This is a genomic window from Nostoc sp. (genome assembly GCF_036917095.1).
Lineage (GTDB): Bacteria > Cyanobacteriota > Cyanobacteriia > Cyanobacteriales > Nostocaceae > Nostoc.
In genome coordinates this window covers 353,805-369,767 of record NZ_JBALFH010000040.1, presented here as the reverse complement: position 1 = coordinate 369,767, position 15,963 = coordinate 353,805, and the positions used below count along the sequence as shown (strand labels likewise).

The 15,963-nt window shown below is 43.3% G+C and carries 12 protein-coding genes and 1 pseudogene; 8 read left to right on the top strand and 5 right to left on the bottom strand.

Features of this window, described 5'->3' with window-relative positions; all coding sequences use genetic code 11:
- Nucleotides 1-139: 139 nt before the first annotated feature.
- Nucleotides 140-1,828 carry a hypothetical protein gene (locus V7L01_RS21195; protein ID WP_442937006.1) on the bottom strand — a complete coding sequence of 563 codons (1,689 nt, stop codon included), beginning with the start codon at nucleotides 1,826-1,828 and terminating at the stop codon, nucleotides 140-142.
- A gap of 519 nt (nucleotides 1,829-2,347) precedes the next feature.
- Here V7L01_RS21195 and psaA point away from each other — a divergent pair.
- The 6 genes from psaA (at nucleotide 2,348) to V7L01_RS21165 (ending at nucleotide 10,100) form a co-directional block, all read left to right on the top strand.
- A complete protein-coding gene (psaA, locus tag V7L01_RS21190; protein ID WP_335038096.1) occupies nucleotides 2,348-4,606 on the top strand; it encodes a photosystem I core protein PsaA in 2,259 nt (752 codons plus the stop codon).
- Between the two features lie 120 nt (nucleotides 4,607-4,726).
- Nucleotides 4,727-6,952, top strand: coding sequence for a photosystem I core protein PsaB (gene psaB, locus V7L01_RS21185; protein ID WP_335038095.1), 2,226 nt, complete (start codon nucleotides 4,727-4,729; stop codon nucleotides 6,950-6,952).
- A gap of 299 nt (nucleotides 6,953-7,251) precedes the next feature.
- Nucleotides 7,252-7,935 carry a hypothetical protein gene (locus tag V7L01_RS21180; protein WP_335038093.1) on the top strand — a complete coding sequence of 228 codons (684 nt, stop codon included), beginning with the start codon at nucleotides 7,252-7,254 and terminating at the stop codon, nucleotides 7,933-7,935.
- A gap of 11 nt (nucleotides 7,936-7,946) precedes the next feature.
- Entirely contained in the window at nucleotides 7,947-8,504 is a 558-nt protein-coding gene (locus tag V7L01_RS21175; protein WP_335038091.1) for a hypothetical protein, read from the top strand.
- The gene (locus V7L01_RS21170; protein ID WP_335038089.1) at nucleotides 8,498-8,971 is read left to right on the top strand and encodes a DUF7689 domain-containing protein; all 474 of its coding nucleotides are present in this window, start codon (nucleotides 8,498-8,500) and stop codon (nucleotides 8,969-8,971) included. Before V7L01_RS21175 ends, V7L01_RS21170 begins: the two co-directional genes overlap by 7 nt.
- A gap of 223 nt (nucleotides 8,972-9,194) precedes the next feature.
- Entirely contained in the window at nucleotides 9,195-10,100 is a 906-nt protein-coding gene (locus tag V7L01_RS21165; RefSeq protein WP_335038086.1) for a DNA-methyltransferase, read from the top strand.
- A gap of 73 nt (nucleotides 10,101-10,173) precedes the next feature.
- Here the strand turns inward: V7L01_RS21165 and V7L01_RS21160 are convergent, their stop codons facing one another.
- Nucleotides 10,174-10,386 carry a hypothetical protein gene (locus V7L01_RS21160; RefSeq protein WP_335038084.1) on the bottom strand — a complete coding sequence of 71 codons (213 nt, stop codon included), beginning with the start codon at nucleotides 10,384-10,386 and terminating at the stop codon, nucleotides 10,174-10,176.
- Nucleotides 10,387-10,816: 430 nt separating this feature from the next.
- A pseudogene (locus V7L01_RS21155) lies at nucleotides 10,817-11,002 on the bottom strand (helix-turn-helix domain-containing protein); the annotation flags it as partial.
- Nucleotides 11,003-11,549: 547 nt separating this feature from the next.
- Here V7L01_RS21155 and V7L01_RS21150 point away from each other — a divergent pair.
- The gene (locus V7L01_RS21150; protein ID WP_335038082.1) at nucleotides 11,550-12,605 is read left to right on the top strand and encodes an SGNH/GDSL hydrolase family protein; all 1,056 of its coding nucleotides are present in this window, start codon (nucleotides 11,550-11,552) and stop codon (nucleotides 12,603-12,605) included.
- Between the two features lie 68 nt (nucleotides 12,606-12,673).
- Nucleotides 12,674-13,030 (top strand): DUF4864 domain-containing protein, encoded by a 357-nt coding sequence (locus V7L01_RS21145; protein WP_335038454.1) that lies wholly within the window; start codon nucleotides 12,674-12,676, stop codon nucleotides 13,028-13,030.
- 31 nt (nucleotides 13,031-13,061) lie between these two features.
- Here V7L01_RS21145 and larE read toward each other — a convergent pair whose 3' ends face one another.
- The gene (gene larE / locus V7L01_RS21140; RefSeq protein ID WP_335038452.1) at nucleotides 13,062-13,889 is read right to left on the bottom strand and encodes an ATP-dependent sacrificial sulfur transferase LarE; all 828 of its coding nucleotides are present in this window, start codon (nucleotides 13,887-13,889) and stop codon (nucleotides 13,062-13,064) included.
- A 114-nt stretch (nucleotides 13,890-14,003) separates the two neighbouring features.
- Nucleotides 14,004-15,860, bottom strand: a complete 1,857-nt coding sequence (hrmK, locus tag V7L01_RS21135) for a hybrid histidine kinase/response regulator HrmK (RefSeq protein WP_335038079.1) — start codon at nucleotides 15,858-15,860, stop codon at nucleotides 14,004-14,006.
- Between the last annotated feature and the right edge of the window lie 103 nt (nucleotides 15,861-15,963).

The following is a 15,963-nucleotide window of genomic DNA, read 5'->3' as shown; positions in this document are numbered from 1 at the left end:
AACACCCCACCCCTAACCCCTCCTCGCTTGCGGGGAACTCGGGGCCCCCTCTGGGGATTAGGGGCAGGGAGACAAAGCTACGCTTTGGCGGGGTGGGGTTCTTGTTTTTTATTTATTATGCAAGAGGTCTATTATTTTTTTACTTCTCTGCTGGGGTAGGTATAGCTGGCAAACTGGGAGATGGTGTCGCATTTGGAAACTGACGGGGATTGAAATATCTTTTTAATTCTGGGTTTTCTAGATCGGTTGTTTTAGGTAACGGTGTTGATTCCGCAGTTGGCGTAATTATTTCTGGTGCTGGAGACTGAATAATCTCTGGCAGCGTCGGTGGCAAACTAGGAGATGGTGCAACTGGTGCTTCTGTGGTGGGAACTTTGCCCGCCCGCCGATTGAAAAATCCGCCTAATCTAGATTTTGTTGGCTGAGGCGCAACTTTTTCGGGTAACGGTGTTGATTCAGGAGTTGGCGTTACCGTTGCCTCTGGTTCTGGTGTTGGAGACTGAATAATCTCTGGCAGCGTTGGTGGCAAACTAGGAGATGGTGCAACTGGTGCTTCTGTCGTGGGGACTTTGCCCGCCCGCCGATTGAAAAATCCCTCCAATCTAGATTTTGTTTGCTGAGGGGCAACTTTTTCAGGTAACGGCGTTGATTCAGGAGTTGGCGTTACCTCTGGCTGTGATTCTGGTGGTGCCGGGGACAAAGTGGGAGATGGTACAGCCGTTGGAACTTCTAACTTTGGTTGTTCTGGCTGTATTTTGGATTTTTCTGGAACTTCAGTTTCAGGAATCGGCTGTTTTTCTACCTTCGGTTGTATTTGGGGTGTTTTTTCAACGGACGGCGTGGGTGTAGGTTTAGGTGCAAGTCTATAATTTGGGTCTACAATAGAGCGCACCTCATCTGCTGTGAGTTCTCCTCTGACAATTCTCGATAGAGTATCTTTACCCTTTGGCTGGTAGTCAATCAATCTAACTGTAGTATTAAAGGCATTTTTGACAGGATTTCCCTGGTTATTGAGAAATTCCAGTTTTACCCAGTTTTTTCCCGGACGGAAGCCTTTTAGATAAACTGCTTGCCAGCGATCAAAAATAAAGCTTTCACCATTAATTGTGGAGCGGATACGCCAATCACTGAATTCGTCGTTAGCGTTTTCCTTGCCAACCAGGTGCAGAGGAGCGTTAGTTAAGTAAAAGTCCAGTAAGATTGGTTCTGCTCCGTAGCTGCTTTGAGGACGGCTGTAAGTTAGCAGCGGTATTTTGGGATCTGGGTTGTTGTCGTCCGTTTTGGTGAAGACGTGAAATGTTGTCTGGGCATAAGCGCCTTCATTCTTAAAGCTTTCATGCCAAGGACGGGAGGCAAAGACTCGCAGGGTATGAGTACCTGGAGATAAGTCTGGCAAAACCAAGGGCTGATTTAGATCGTAAACAGGTATATAAGGTTGGTTATCCAGAATTACGTGTAGATGGGGCCCCAGTTGTAATTGTGGGTCTTTAAATATTGGTAGATCCTTAACCTGAAAACTAGCTGTGACTTTGTTGTCTTGGAGAACTTCATCAGTTTGTGGAGTAAGAATTGTTACTTGTGGCTGATAAACTTCCAAAATTGTCCGCAGTTCTTGGATAACAGATGGTGGGGAAACTTCCGAAAATTGCTTTGAAATTTGAGAAATCTGTGGAGAGTTTTCTCTATTGCCAGTAGATACTTCCTGACTGCCAGCTTTCTCGCCACAACTGGTCAAGCTTAATACCAGCACCAATGTCATTACCCACCTGAGAATCGGGAACCTCTGAGGGAGGAGCTTCTCTAACACCCTTTTCTGCCACGAGTTCATGCGTTGCACCCAGTGATAGTCTTTGAAAATTGACAGATTATTTTGGCTCAAACTGTCCATAGGGAACTATAGCCCAAAAGGTGAAATTTGCTTCACATCCCATAATTTTAAAATAAGTCATATTTATTACAGCTTTTTACTTACAACAATGGAAATATGACATAAATGTTCATAAGTAATAGCAGTAAAAGCTGGAACATCGGCTCATACAGCCAAACTATAAAATTTGCAAATTGTTATTCTTTGTAAATTAAATGGATAATCTATTGACTTTTGGACAAAGAGTTTCAAGTTAAAAGGCAGTTAAGGCAGGAATTCCAGCAATATTTCAGCAAGTTTGAATTATTGTTAAAATATCTCCAACTATCTCCAACAAAGTACAAGTTAAGACTCTATAATTCAACGAGAAACAACAATCCACATCGGTCTTCATCGCGGCTTCAGCAAAATGGAATTTGCGGTAATGGTTAACTTTGTGGTATTCATGATTCCTCATTCCTTATCAAGAGAGGAGGTCGAATGACAATAAGTCCTCCGGAGCGAGAGGAAAAAAAGGCAAGAGTAATCGTCGATAACGATCCAGTTCCAACCTCATTCGAGAGATGGGCGCAACCTGGACACTTTGACAGATCCTTGGCCAGAGGTCCCAAAACCACCACATGGATTTGGAACCTGCACGCACTCGCCCATGATTTTGATACACATACAAGTGATTTAGAAGATATATCCCGCAAGATATTCTCAGCCCACTTCGGCCACTTAGCCGTAATAATGGTTTGGTTGAGCGGGATGATTTTCCACGGCGCGAAGTTTTCTAACTACGAAGCTTGGTTAAGCGATCCGTTGAACGTTAAGCCTAGCGCTCAAGTCGTTTGGCCCATTGTGGGACAAGACATTTTAAACGGTGATGTTGGCGGTGGTTTCCACGGTATTCAAATCACCTCTGGTTTGTTCTATATATGGCGTGGCTGGGGTATCACAAACTCCTTCCAGCTTTACGTAACTGCGATCGGTGGCTTGGTATTAGCAGGCTTATTACTATTTGCTGGCTGGTTCCACTACCACAAACGCGCTCCCAAACTGGAATGGTTCCAGAATGTGGAGTCAATGCTGAATCACCACTTGCAAGTATTGCTAGGTTGTGGTTCCTTGGGATGGGCAGGTCACTTAATCCACGTGTCCGCACCGACCAACAAGCTTTTGGATGCAGGCGTTGCTCTCAAAGACATACCCTTGCCCCACGAGTTCATCTTGAACAAAGACTTGTTGACCGAGCTGTATCCCAGCTTTGCTGCTGGTTTAGCACCTTTCTTCACCTTGAACTGGGGTCAGTATGCTGACTTCCTTACCTTCAAGGGCGGTCTGAACCCGGTAACAGGTAGCTTGTGGATGACTGATATTTCTCATCACCATTTAGCGATCGCAGTTCTCTTTATCGTTGCTGGTCACCAGTACCGTACCAACTGGGGTATTGGTCACAGCATTAAAGAGATCCTAGAAAACCATAAAGGTCCTTTCACCGGTGAAGGTCACAAAGGTCTCTACGAAAACCTGACCACATCCTGGCACGCTCAGTTGGCTACTAACCTGGCCTTCTTGGGTTCGCTGACCATCATCATCGCGCATCACATGTACGCGATGCCCCCATACCCATATTTGTCAACTGACTATGCTACGCAGTTGTGCATTTTCACCCACCACATGTGGATTGGTGCATTCTGTATAGTCGGGGGTGCGGCTCACGCTGCCATATTCATGGTGCGGGATTACGATCCAGTTGTGAACCAAAACAACTTACTGGATCGGGTGCTTCGTCACCGCGATGCGATTATTTCTCACCTTAACTGGGTATGTATCTTCCTCGGCTTCCATAGCTTTGGACTTTACATCCACAACGATACAATGCGTGCCTTGGGACGTCCCCAAGACATGTTCTCTGATACTGCAATTCAATTGCAGCCAGTGTTTGCCCAGTGGGTACAAAACATCCACACCCTAGCTCCTGGTGGCACAGCTCCCAATGCGCTAGAACCCGTTAGCTATGCTTTCGGTGGTGGGATTTTGGCTGTAGGCGGTAAGGTAGCGATGATGCCTATTGCTTTGGGTACGGCGGACTTCTTAATCCACCATATTCACGCATTCCAAATCCACGTTACTGTCCTAATTCTGCTCAAAGGTGTACTGTTTGCCCGTAGCTCTCGTCTGATTCCAGACAAAGCAAACCTGGGCTTCCGCTTCCCCTGCGACGGTCCTGGTCGTGGCGGTACATGTCAAGTGTCTGGTTGGGACCATGTGTTCCTCGGACTATTCTGGATGTACAACACAATATCCATTGTAATTTTCCACTTCAGCTGGAAGATGCAATCAGATGTGTGGGGAACCGTAGATGCAGATGGTGCTGTGACTCACATCACCGGTGGTAACTTTGCCCAAAGTGCCATCACCATCAACGGTTGGTTGCGAGACTTCTTGTGGGCACAAGCTACACAAGTCATCAATTCCTATGGCAGCGCGCTATCTGCCTATGGTCTACTCTTCTTAGGCGCTCACTTTGTTTGGGCATTCAGCTTGATGTTCCTGTTCAGTGGTCGCGGCTACTGGCAAGAACTGATTGAGTCCATTGTTTGGGCGCATAACAAACTGAAGGTAGCACCAGCAATTCAGCCTCGCGCTCTGAGCATTATTCAGGGTCGGGCTGTAGGGGTAGCTCATTACCTCTTGGGAGGAATTGCCACAACTTGGGCATTCTTCCATGCACACATCCTTTCAGTAGGGTAGCAATCAGTTATTGAGTGCTGAGTACTGAGTGCTGAGGCAAAACTCAGAACTCAGGACTCAGAACTCAGGACTCTAGACGCTGATATTTGATGGCTAAAGGTCAGAGGATTTATTAAACCTATGGCGACAAAATTTCCGAAATTTAGCCAGGATCTCGCACAGGACCCGACGACTCGTCGGATATGGTATGCGATCGCTACAGGCAACGATTTTGAAACCCATGATGGCATGACGGAAGAAAATCTTTACCAAAAGATTTTCGCAACTCACTTCGGTCACTTGGCAATCATCTTCCTGTGGGCATCCAGCCTCCTGTTCCACGTGGCCTGGCAAGGTAACTTTGAACAGTGGATTAAAGATCCCCTTCATATCCGTCCCATCGCCCATGCGATTTGGGACCCCCACTTTGGTAAACCAGCGATCGAAGCTTTTACCCAAGCGGGCGCTAGTAATCCGGTAAACATTACCTACTCTGGTCTCTACCATTGGTGGTATACCATCGGTATGCGGAATAACGGCGAACTGTACAACGGTTCAGTGTTCTTGCTATTATTCGCTGCTGTATTATTGTTTGCTGGTTGGCTGCACTTGCAACCCAAGTACCGTCCTAGCTTGGCATGGTTTAAGAGCGCGGAACATCGCCTAAACCACCACTTAGCAGGTTTGTTTGGTGTTAGTTCTTTGGCTTGGGCTGGTCACTTAATTCACGTTGCTGTCCCCGAAGCTCGCGGTCAGCACGTAGGTTGGGATAACTTCCTGAATACCCCACCCCACCCAGCAGGTTTGACACCATTCTTTACAGGCAACTGGGGTGTTTACTCTCAAAACCCTGACACTCCTGGACATATATTCGGGACATCGCAAGGTGCAGGAACTGCAATTCTGAGTTTCTTGGGTGGTTTCCATCCCCAGACAGAAGCTTTGTGGCTGACTGACATAGCTCATCACCACTTAGCGATCGCAGTTTTATTCATCGTTGCTGGTCACATGTACCGGACAAACTTTGGGATTGGTCACAGTCTCAAAGAAGCCTTGAATGCCAAGAATTTCTTCGGTATTCCTGTTGAAGGACCGTTTAACCTACCTCACCAAGGTATCTACGACACCTACAACAACTCCCTGCACTTCCAATTAGGTTGGCACTTAGCAGCGCTAGGTGTTGTAACCTCCCTGGTAGCGCAGCACATGTACTCCATGCCTTCCTACGCATTTATTGCGAAGGACTACACAACCCAGGCAGCGTTGTACACGCATCACCAGTATATTGCTGGATTCCTGATGCTTGGTGCTTTTGCTCACGGAGCAATCTTCTGGGTTCGTGATTACGATCCAGAGCAAAATAAGGGCAACGTTCTTGAGCGCGTGCTGAAGCACAAAGAAGCGATTATTTCCCACCTCAGCTGGGTATCCCTTTTCTTGGGCTTCCACACCCTTGGTCTGTACGTACACAATGACGTAGTAGTTGCTTTCGGTACTCCTGAAAAGCAAATCTTAGTTGAGCCAGTATTTGCTCAATTCGTCCAAGCTGCAAACGGTAAAGTACTCTACGGTTTAGATACATTGCTATCTAACCCAGATAGTATTGCTTACACAGCATGGCCCAACTACGCTAACGTTTGGCTACCAGGCTGGTTAGATGCCATCAATGCTGGTACTAACTCCCTGTTCTTGACAATTGGCCCTGGCGACTTCTTGGTTCACCATGCGATCGCTTTGGGTCTGCACACCACCACCTTGATCTTGGTCAAAGGTGCTTTGGATGCCCGTGGTTCTAAGCTGATGCCCGATAAAAAGGACTTTGGCTATGCCTTCCCTTGTGACGGCCCCGGTCGTGGCGGTACTTGCGACATCTCAGCTTGGGATTCCTTCTACCTCGCTACATTCTGGATGCTCAACACCCTTGGTTGGGTTACGTTCTACTGGCATTGGAAACATCTAGGTATTTGGCAAGGCAACGTAGCTCAGTTCAATGAGAACTCTACATATCTCATGGGCTGGTTCCGCGATTACCTCTGGGCTAACTCTGCTCAGTTGATTAACGGTTACAACCCTTACGGCGTGAATAACCTGTCTGTCTGGGCTTGGATGTTCCTGTTCGGACACCTAGTTTGGGCTACTGGCTTCATGTTCTTAATCTCCTGGAGAGGTTACTGGCAAGAGTTGATTGAAACCCTTGTTTGGGCACACGAACGCACTCCTCTAGCTAACCTAGTTCGCTGGAAAGATAAGCCCGTTGCTCTATCTATCGTTCAAGGTCGTGTAGTTGGTCTAGCTCACTTCACTGTTGGCTACATCGTGACTTACGCCGCATTCTTGATTGCTTCTACTGCTGGTAAGTTCGGTTAATTCGGCTGCTAGTTTTGTAGATAAGTAATAAAAATCCCCTGCCGCAAGGTGGGGGATTTTTTTCTCGTATTGGCTATTGTTTGCTTATAAATAATCTCTGGAGATGGAAGCAATAGATTTGGTACAATTGCAGTGATTCGTCTAAATAAAGTTTTGTTAAAACATACTATTTAAGTTTTGACCCGATTTATTTATGCCTGGTATTACACAGTTTTGCAGTCTTTTTAAATTTGCAGTCTTTTTCAACTTATTTTTCATCTAGCAAGAATCTTAGGTTATTGTAGTGGGACAGGAGTAACATGACAGAACTGGAAATCCCAGAAAAATATAAGCCTGGGTTCAAACAACTTGTAACTGTAGACGCCAGAACTGTAGATGAATTAATTGATGCTTTGAGGCAAGCTCCCCCTTCACTACTTATCGAGGATTTGGCATCAATAGTGGCTTCACAAGTTGAAGCCTTAACTGTAGAAGAAGTAGAAGATTTGATAGAAGCATTAATTTCTCTGTACAATCTTCGAGATTATTTGGAAGTACCGACAAATAAAATCGTAGAAAGAATTAGTCAGGCTGTTCAGAATGATGAAGACCTTCCCAATCTTTCTGGAAGAGAAAAACAAGAATTTGAGCGACGATTAGCTGCTTTTTTAGAATTTGATGGTGTTCTTAGTGTTACATCCAAAGCAATTAATGTGATGCGTGACCATGAACGTATATTCACAGGCTCTCGTGTTCTTACTGATATGCGTCCTATCTTTGAACGTGATTTAGAAAAAGGGCCAGCAGCTGTCGTAATAGTTCATATGCTGAAAATTGAGTATGCAGATTTAGAGGGTACACATGAGTTTTTTGTAGCTTTGGATTCAATAGATTTAGAAGAATTACGCCAACAGTTAGATAGAGCAGATCAAAAAGGAAAATCTATCAAATTGATGCTAGGCAGAGCAAATATTCCATACTTGAATTACCTGAATGTAGAGTAAAGGTTATAAAAATGTTAGTTGCTGTAGAAAAGTGTAATCCGTGGGTTACGAAAGACCAACATAATTTAAAGCGCTCTCAACCTGATTATTTACCGAGCAAAAATGCAAATGAGATGAATCAAGGCAAATTAAAAGCTCGATTTGACTGGAATGGTTCTGAAGATAAACGAAGAATAGGTGATGAGAAGAACGGTGACAATTTACTCTTCTTAAAAAGTGCTAAAGATCGTAAATATGCACTAGAACGCTCTCGATATAGCTTTGTATCTAGACAGATAGACTTAGAAATAACCTTTACAGCCCTTGTTAACCAATGGCGTCAAGAAAATCGTGGTGTATCATCTACTAACCAAATGTCAATGCACCCTGCATACCAACAGATTATAGGAATGGGCGAAGCTGCAATCCCACTCCTATTAAGAGAGCTAGAAAAGAAAACTGGACGCTGGTTCTGGGCATTAAAGTCTATTACAAGAGAAGATCCAGTGCCTTCAGAACATCGAGGAAACACGAAAGAGATGACTAAAGCTTGGCTTGATTGGGGTAGACAGAGGGGCTATAAGTGGTAGGCAATAATGCCTGGGTTAGTTATGTAAAATCATTCATTGAACGTGATTATCCCAATTTAGTTACCCACGGTTATAAGCTCACAAGTCCAGATACAACTGAGTATAACTGTGTTGCTTGGGCAGCAGAAAATGATCAAAATTGGTGGTGGCCAGATGCTCAATATGAAGAGTATTGGCCTCCTGGTGTTCCTAGAGAGGAGACTATTGAGGCTTTCCAACAGGCATTTGGCACACTTGGCTATGAAATCTGTCAAGATGATGTCTTGGAAGAAGGATTCCAAAAAATAGCTATATATGTTAATTCAAACAAAGTACCAAAACACGTTGCCAGACAATTGTTAAATGGGAAGTGGACAAGTAAGCTGGGTCAAGATGAAGATATAGAGCATAATAATTTACAAGGACTAACTGGAAATCCTGGTTATGGTGAGGTTGCCTGTATTATGAAAAAAATAATTGCAGTGTAGAAAATATTTAGCACTCTTAATTAGCCTGGTAATTAAGAGTGCTATCGCTTAACATAACAAACTGGCAAGAACAAATGTCACGCTAACCAGTGCATCCAAAGTTAATATACTCCTCTGCATTCCTTTGTGTAGCTCTGCGTTCAAAAAATAACTTTTAAAATTAAATACTTGGACAATACCAAAACAAGTTATAACTATAAAAAACGAGTTACTTTTATAACTATTGCAAGAAGAACAAATAACGCCACCAAAAGAAATAATTTTTAATCCCTCTTACACCCAGCAGAACGGAGCAGCATATTTAGGTGATAGCCTTAAACTTATTAAATTCATTGATGATAATAGTATTAATTTAATTATCACATCACCTCCATTTGCTCTTACACGAAAAAAAGAATACGGTAATGAAACTGCTGAAAAATATATTGAGTGGTTTTTACCTTTTGCCTATGAATTTAAAAGAGTACTAGCAGATAATGGCTCATTCGTACTAGATTTAGGTGGCGCTTACCTTCCTGGCAATCCCGTGCGAAGTATCTACCAATACGAACTTTTAGTTAGATTATGCAAAGAAGTAGGTTTCTTTCTTGCTCAAGAATTTTACCACTACAATCCGGCTCGACTACCAACCCCTGCTGAGTGGGTGACAATTAGGCGAATTCGTGTGAAAGACTCAGTAAATACAGTTTGGTGGTTGTCTAAAACACCGAATCCTAAAGCAGATAACAGAAAAGTTTTAAAGCCCTATAGCCAAAGTATGAAACAATTACTCAAAAATGGCTATAAAGCAAAAATACGTCCTAGTGGACATGATATTTCGGATAAATTCCAAAAGGATAACCAGGGCGCAATTCCACCAAATTTACTAGAAATTGCTAATACTGAATCGAATAGCGCTTATTTACGACGCTGCAAAGCAGCAGAAGTTAGACCCCATCCAGCACGTTTTCCTCAAGGGTTCGCCGAGTTCTTCATCAAATTCTTAACTGATGAAGGTGATATAGTTTTAGATCCATTCGCAGGTTCTAATACAACTGGGTTTGTTGCCGAGACTCTGCAACGCCGATGGATATCTTTTGAAATTAATGAGAATTATGTAATGGGAAGTCGTTATCGATTTAGCGAATAACTAAATTAAGTGAAGAGTCAGGAGTGAGGAGTTAAGATTTATAACTCATAACTCGTAACTCATAACTACTCAATTAAATTTCTCCATTCACCTGCATTTGATGAACTCGATCGGCTAGCTCTTGACGGGCTTGATCGTCTAGTTTGTCAATTGCTAACATTCCCATAAGAATAACTTCTTTCAGGGTCAAACGTGTCGAATGTGCCTGTTTTTGCACAATCTCTTTAATAATGGGACTGACACCAATCGCTGTACTAGCTCTAGCCACGGAATAAAAGGAAAACACTAATGATTCAGCCTAAATATTAGCACTTTAAATGAGCTTATTCTCTAGAGGTAAAACTTAATTTAAACGTATTTCAAGCCATACTTCAAAGAGTAAACATAAATTTAAAATTACGTATATAGAGAACAACGGTTCTCGGTGCGGGGCATTATCATACTACTGGACAATCTATATCAAACCCTCAATCATGGCATCAAAGGTAAGAGCCTAATTTTAAATGAAAATAAATTTAACTTTTGTCATTCCAGTATAAAGGGTATAGTGTCTGACAGCACTGTAGATGGCTCCAGACTATCCTAAACCTGCTCGATCCTCAATAAAACAGGTTTTTTGAGTAAGTTCTTAAATTCTCAGCACGGTAAATCTGATGCTTGCTCATTGAAGGCACAGCATCGTATGATATCAATATTCTCAACAGTTAAACTTTTGCCTATTGCTCTAGAATTTTTACTAAGTCTTCAATCGTCACATCAAAGGTGCGAGCTAATTTGTGAATGGTAGTAAAGTCAACTGTTGTGATTCCTGGACGACAGGCATAACCTCTCACTGTACTGTAAATTATCCCAGAACGGTCAGAAACTTCTTTTAGCGTCTGTCCTTTCTCTTGTGCTAATTCTCAAACCCTTTATCTGACTAATCGCATATTTGATAACTGATGCATTTGCACCGCTTAATTTCATATGAAAAATTAAAAAATGTAGACGTAAAACGGCTTGTTGTCAGACATCGCTTCTGGGTCTAGCAAACTCTCATGCGATCGCCACAATGTACTGAAATCTGGAAACCTTCAATCAGATAAATGCTTATTCCCTGTATTCGCAACATCAAAATCAAAAGCCTCTGTCCTGAGAGACTCAAAAATCACTCACTAATTGCCGAGTTTGCAAACACTTGCAATAATTGTGACAACTGAGTTATGGAAAGTGGTCGGCTGATGAAAACAGTGCTTTCAGTAGAAGTATTCTCACAAATAAGACTTGTATACCACTGGGAAAACCCTACTTTAAAGAGATCGTAAATTGTCAAATATAATCTCGTGAACACGCTTTACAGAACTATACAGCGTAAATAAGAATAATAACTTAACCGAAGTAAAATTTTCCTGAATACAGACAACTAATGCTGTCATAGGGAAAAGCAGTGAGTAGAGGAGAGAGAACGCGATGAGGGACCCTTATCTGTTGGCAGCAGGCTTGTTAACAGGATTAGCAATACCAGCATCGGCTCTTCCACATCTGTCAATTGTCCTCCCAGAAAGTTCTAGATTCCTGTGGGATTTAAAACAGGGTTCACAGGCAATAGTCAGTACAAAAATTATCTCCAGCGTCGATCTCTCCTTATCAGAACTGAGCGGCCAAGCGTTCCAACCCCTAAAAAGCTCGCAGCCAACAGTAGGTGAGAAAAACGCCCCTAGCGTACCAGAATTCAGCAGTCAGGGATTACCAGTCCCAACAGAGTCATCACTCAACCCCAGTACCCAAGCAGCTGGTATCTCACTGACATCTGGCAATCAACTTTACTACCAAAGATTGGCGGCTCTGAAAACAGGTCAGATTTATACACGCGTAGATAGTGATAATTTGCAAACATTGTGGGAGTCGATTAAGAAACGTCAACTAACTTATGACGATTGGAAAAGTTTACTAACTTTAGAAGCTAGAGCGATCGCTCAAGGTCAAGGTGCAAATCATCTAAGTATCTTAGTTGGTGATTCTTTGAGCATGTGGTTTCCTAGAGAAAAACTGCCGACAGGTAAATTGTGGCTGAATCAAGGCATATCTGGAGATACTTCCAGTGGCGTTTTAAAAAGATTGGGGGCATTTTCGGCAACGCGGCCGGATGTGATTTACATCATGGCTGGGATTAACGATTTACGAAAAGGCGCTAGTGATGAAACAATTTTGCGTAATTATCGCCGAATTATCCGGCGTTTACGGCAGGCTCATCCACAAACTCAAATTATTGTCCAATCCATTTTGCCTACTCGCTTGCCAAAAATTTCCAATAGCCGCATTCGTCACATCAACACACAACTAACCCTGATTGCCAAGCAAGAAAGTGCTAATTATCTAAATGTCTATAGCTGGTTTACGGATATGGAAGGCAATTTGCGCCCAGAGTTAACCACAGATGGGTTGCACCTGTCTCAAGAGGGTTATGATGTGTGGCGTTCGGCACTACAACAGATAGAATACAAGCTCACTCAGCACCAGAATTGAGCGATTGCTAAAAGCATCGAGCGATCGCGATGTCTACGACGGGCTGCGCCTACGCTATTTTGAGATTTATGGAAGTTCCCGATCCCGATTCCGTCAACATCCGTTCTGTAGTTGAACGCCAATTGGCAGCCTTTAAAAAGGATGATGCCCAAGGCGCTTTTGCCTTCGCTAGTCCGGCAATTCAGGCGCAATTTGGAACTCCAGAAAATTTTATGCAGATGGTCAAGACAACCTATCCAGGAGTATACCGTCCTCGCTCTGTCTTTTTTGAGAAGATAACAACCATCCAGGGAAACATAACTCAACCAGTGCTGCTACTTGCTCCTGATGGAGTTCCCTTGAGGGCTTTATATTTCATGGAAAAACAACCGGATAATTCTTGGAGAATTAACGGTTGCTTTCTAGTTTCTCTAGAAGGTAAATAGCTATAAACTTTATCTTTATACAACTAAAATTCTATACTTTAACACCCAAGGCTTCCCGATTCAAAACCTGATTTAACTTCCCACTGCGATAACCTTCCAAATCTAAGGTTACGTAGATAAATCCAAAATCTTGAAACGCAGAAACTAATGTTTGTAAATCGTTACTCAACACAAACTCTTTAATTTGTTCTGGTGGTAATTCAATGCGGGCCGTATCCCCTTCGGATCGCACGCGCAAATTTTGCCAACCTAGTTTTCGGAGATAAATTTCTCCTCTGCCGACTCGTTGCAACTTAGCGACAGTAATCTCTTCACCATAAGGAAAACGAGAACTGAGGCAAGGTTGAGCAGGTTTATCCCACCAAGATAAACCGAGTTGTTGCGAAAGTTGGCGAACTTCTATTTTAGTGACACCCACTTCTGCTAAAGGCGATCGCGCACCTCTTTCCTTAGCCGCCTGAATTCCTGGGCGATAATCATGCAAATCATCGGCATTTACCCCATCCACCACATAGGGATAACCCAACTGTAAAGCTAAAGGTTTGAGAGTATCGTGCAACTCACTTTTGCAAAAATAACAGCGGTTAACAGGGTTAGAGGTGTAATTGGGATTTTCCATCTCGTGAGTCTGGACGATTTTATGAGGAATCCCAATAGTTGCAGCTTGAATTTTGGCGTCTTCCAACTCTTCTGGCAATAGCGAAGGAGAAACAGCCGTGACAGCCAAAGCGCGATCGCCCAACGCATCATAAGCAATTTTGGCAACCAAAGTGCTATCAACGCCCCCAGAGTAGGCAATCAACGCCTGCTCCATTTCTTGAAATAAGGCTCTTAATTGCTCAAATTTTTCTGTCAGCATCATTTCCCAATCCTGCCAAAACCCTACAGCACCCAACAAATTCCATTGTAGTCATTTCCCTCTGCTCGACGGCAGTTGCTCCTGGGGGAAACCTCCAAGACCGCACTGCCTCCCCTACTCCTCTTTTGTTGGCGGTTTGCTGTATTTAGCTATCAGACTGGCTAAAAGTGGTAAATCAATTGGTTTAGAAATATAGTCATTTACTCCTGCGGCTAGACAAGTTTCGCGATCGCCTTTCATCGCCATTGCCGTTTGAACAATTACCGGAATCGTCCGATATTGCCGATTTTCTCGCAGTTGTTGCACCAAGTTAAGACCATTTCCATCTGCCAGATGTACATCCATTAAAATTACCACTGGGTCTAACTGTGTTAGAGCTTCCCACATCTCGCCAGCATTCTTAACCCAAGTCACCTGATATCCTAATTTACGTAGATAAATTTGCATCAAATCAGCATTGGGTAAGTCATTTTCTACCAGCAAAATCTCTACAGAAGAACTAGGAGTCAAAGGCAAAGCATATGAGGAGTCTTTTACTTCCCCTGCCTCCTCTGCCTCCCCTGCTCCCTCTGCTCCCTCTGCTCCCCCCACTCCCACCTCTTGCTTAAGGGGAAGTAAAAGAGTAAAACGGGAACCGCAATTTACTTCAGATTCCACTTTTACAGAACCACCGTGAATTTCGGCGAGTTTTCGAGTCACAGCTAAACCCAAACCAGTACCTTCAGCACCACCAGCGACAGCCTTGGCAATTTGGAAATAGGGTTCAAACAGTTGAGCCTGGTCTTCTTGGGAAATGCCACTGCCAGTATCCCAAACTGTAAAATGGACAAATAGACCTTTGGGAGCAACTTGTAAGCCAACACTTCCTTTGCTGGTAAACTTTAAGGCATTGAAGATTAAATTCAACAGCATTTGCTTGAGTCGCAAGGGGTCGGCTACTAGAGTTGTAATATTGGGTTCAAGTTCTAGGCACAGTTTCAAACCCTTATTAGCAGCTTTCTCTTTCACCAGTGCGAAAACATTGCTACACAGCACTGGCACATCAATTGTTTCCCACTGCACCTCCAGCTGATTTGCTTCAATTTTAGAGAGATCCAAAATATCATTAATCAGAGCTAGCAAGTGCTTGCCGCTAGACTGAATGATATTTAAATATTCTTGCTGGCGTTCTTTAGCTGGTTCGTACCCTGGCGCTAAAAGCAGGTGAGTAAACCCAATAATAGAACTAAGGGGTGTGCGAATTTCGTGGCTGGTATTTGCCAGAAACTGATTTTTGAGTTGATTGGTGCGCTCCAATTCTTGATTAGAGTTACTTAACTGTTGATACCGTTGCTGCCAAGACAGGATCTGTCTAAGTTGTACTAAGGCTGTAGTACAGTGTTTGGCAGACCTTTCCATAAATTGCGATCTGAGTTGAGCTTGTGATTTTATCAGCGACTCGCGATCGGAGTTTAGGGGTGTTGCGGCCATAATTAGCCAGCCCATGACATTGCCAGAATCATCAGCTAACCGCCAAGCGCTCGGTATTTGTTGATTCTCAAGCTGCTGTAAATCTTTGAGTTCTATGACCTCTTGCAATCTCAACAGCAGCTTTTTTTCTGCTGTCAGCAATTCTAGAAATAAAGGTTGTGAGTTTGGGGATAGAGAACAAGAAACATAGCAAACTGTAGCAACAGTTTCTTGTGGTTGAAACAGAGCGATGCCTACGGCACAATCTGTAAGCGCCAAATTACTGCTATGAAAAGCACTGTTAATCTCGTTGACTACTGTTTGGAGAATTTCTGCTTCTGCTGTTCCTGCCTGTGGGACAGTGTTACAAGCAGAAAGCAGGCAATCATTAAGGCGACTTTGCAACTGGTTCAAGCTGCTCTCCAGCCACAACTTGGCGCGAAGTTGCTGAATTGTTGTCAAGAGTTTTGGCGTTGTATCTATCTGTGAGTTGTGGTCTGATAAGCTTGAGTACTGCTGCATGGTCAACTAGACCGCTGAACAAGTTTAGCTTCGCATAAAAACCGAAAAGGATTCTATGTATATTAGCGGAGAATTATGTTTTATTTATAAACCATAACTTATG

Coding starts and splice junctions, on each gene's coding strand:
- V7L01_RS21195 (WP_442937006.1), bottom strand. CDS start 1,828: ATGAACTCGTGGCAGAAAAGGGTGTTAGAGAAGCTCCTCCCTCAGAGG.
- psaA (WP_335038096.1), top strand. CDS start 2,348: ATGACAATAAGTCCTCCGGAGCGAGAGGAAAAAAAGGCAAGAGTAATC.
- psaB (WP_335038095.1), top strand. CDS start 4,727: ATGGCGACAAAATTTCCGAAATTTAGCCAGGATCTCGCACAGGACCCG.
- V7L01_RS21180 (WP_335038093.1), top strand. CDS start 7,252: ATGACAGAACTGGAAATCCCAGAAAAATATAAGCCTGGGTTCAAACAA.
- V7L01_RS21175 (WP_335038091.1), top strand. CDS start 7,947: ATGTTAGTTGCTGTAGAAAAGTGTAATCCGTGGGTTACGAAAGACCAA.
- V7L01_RS21150 (WP_335038082.1), top strand. CDS start 11,550: ATGAGGGACCCTTATCTGTTGGCAGCAGGCTTGTTAACAGGATTAGCA.
- V7L01_RS21145 (WP_335038454.1), top strand. CDS start 12,674: ATGGAAGTTCCCGATCCCGATTCCGTCAACATCCGTTCTGTAGTTGAA.
- larE (WP_335038452.1), bottom strand. CDS start 13,889: ATGCTGACAGAAAAATTTGAGCAATTAAGAGCCTTATTTCAAGAAATG.
- hrmK (WP_335038079.1), bottom strand. CDS start 15,860: ATGCAGCAGTACTCAAGCTTATCAGACCACAACTCACAGATAGATACA.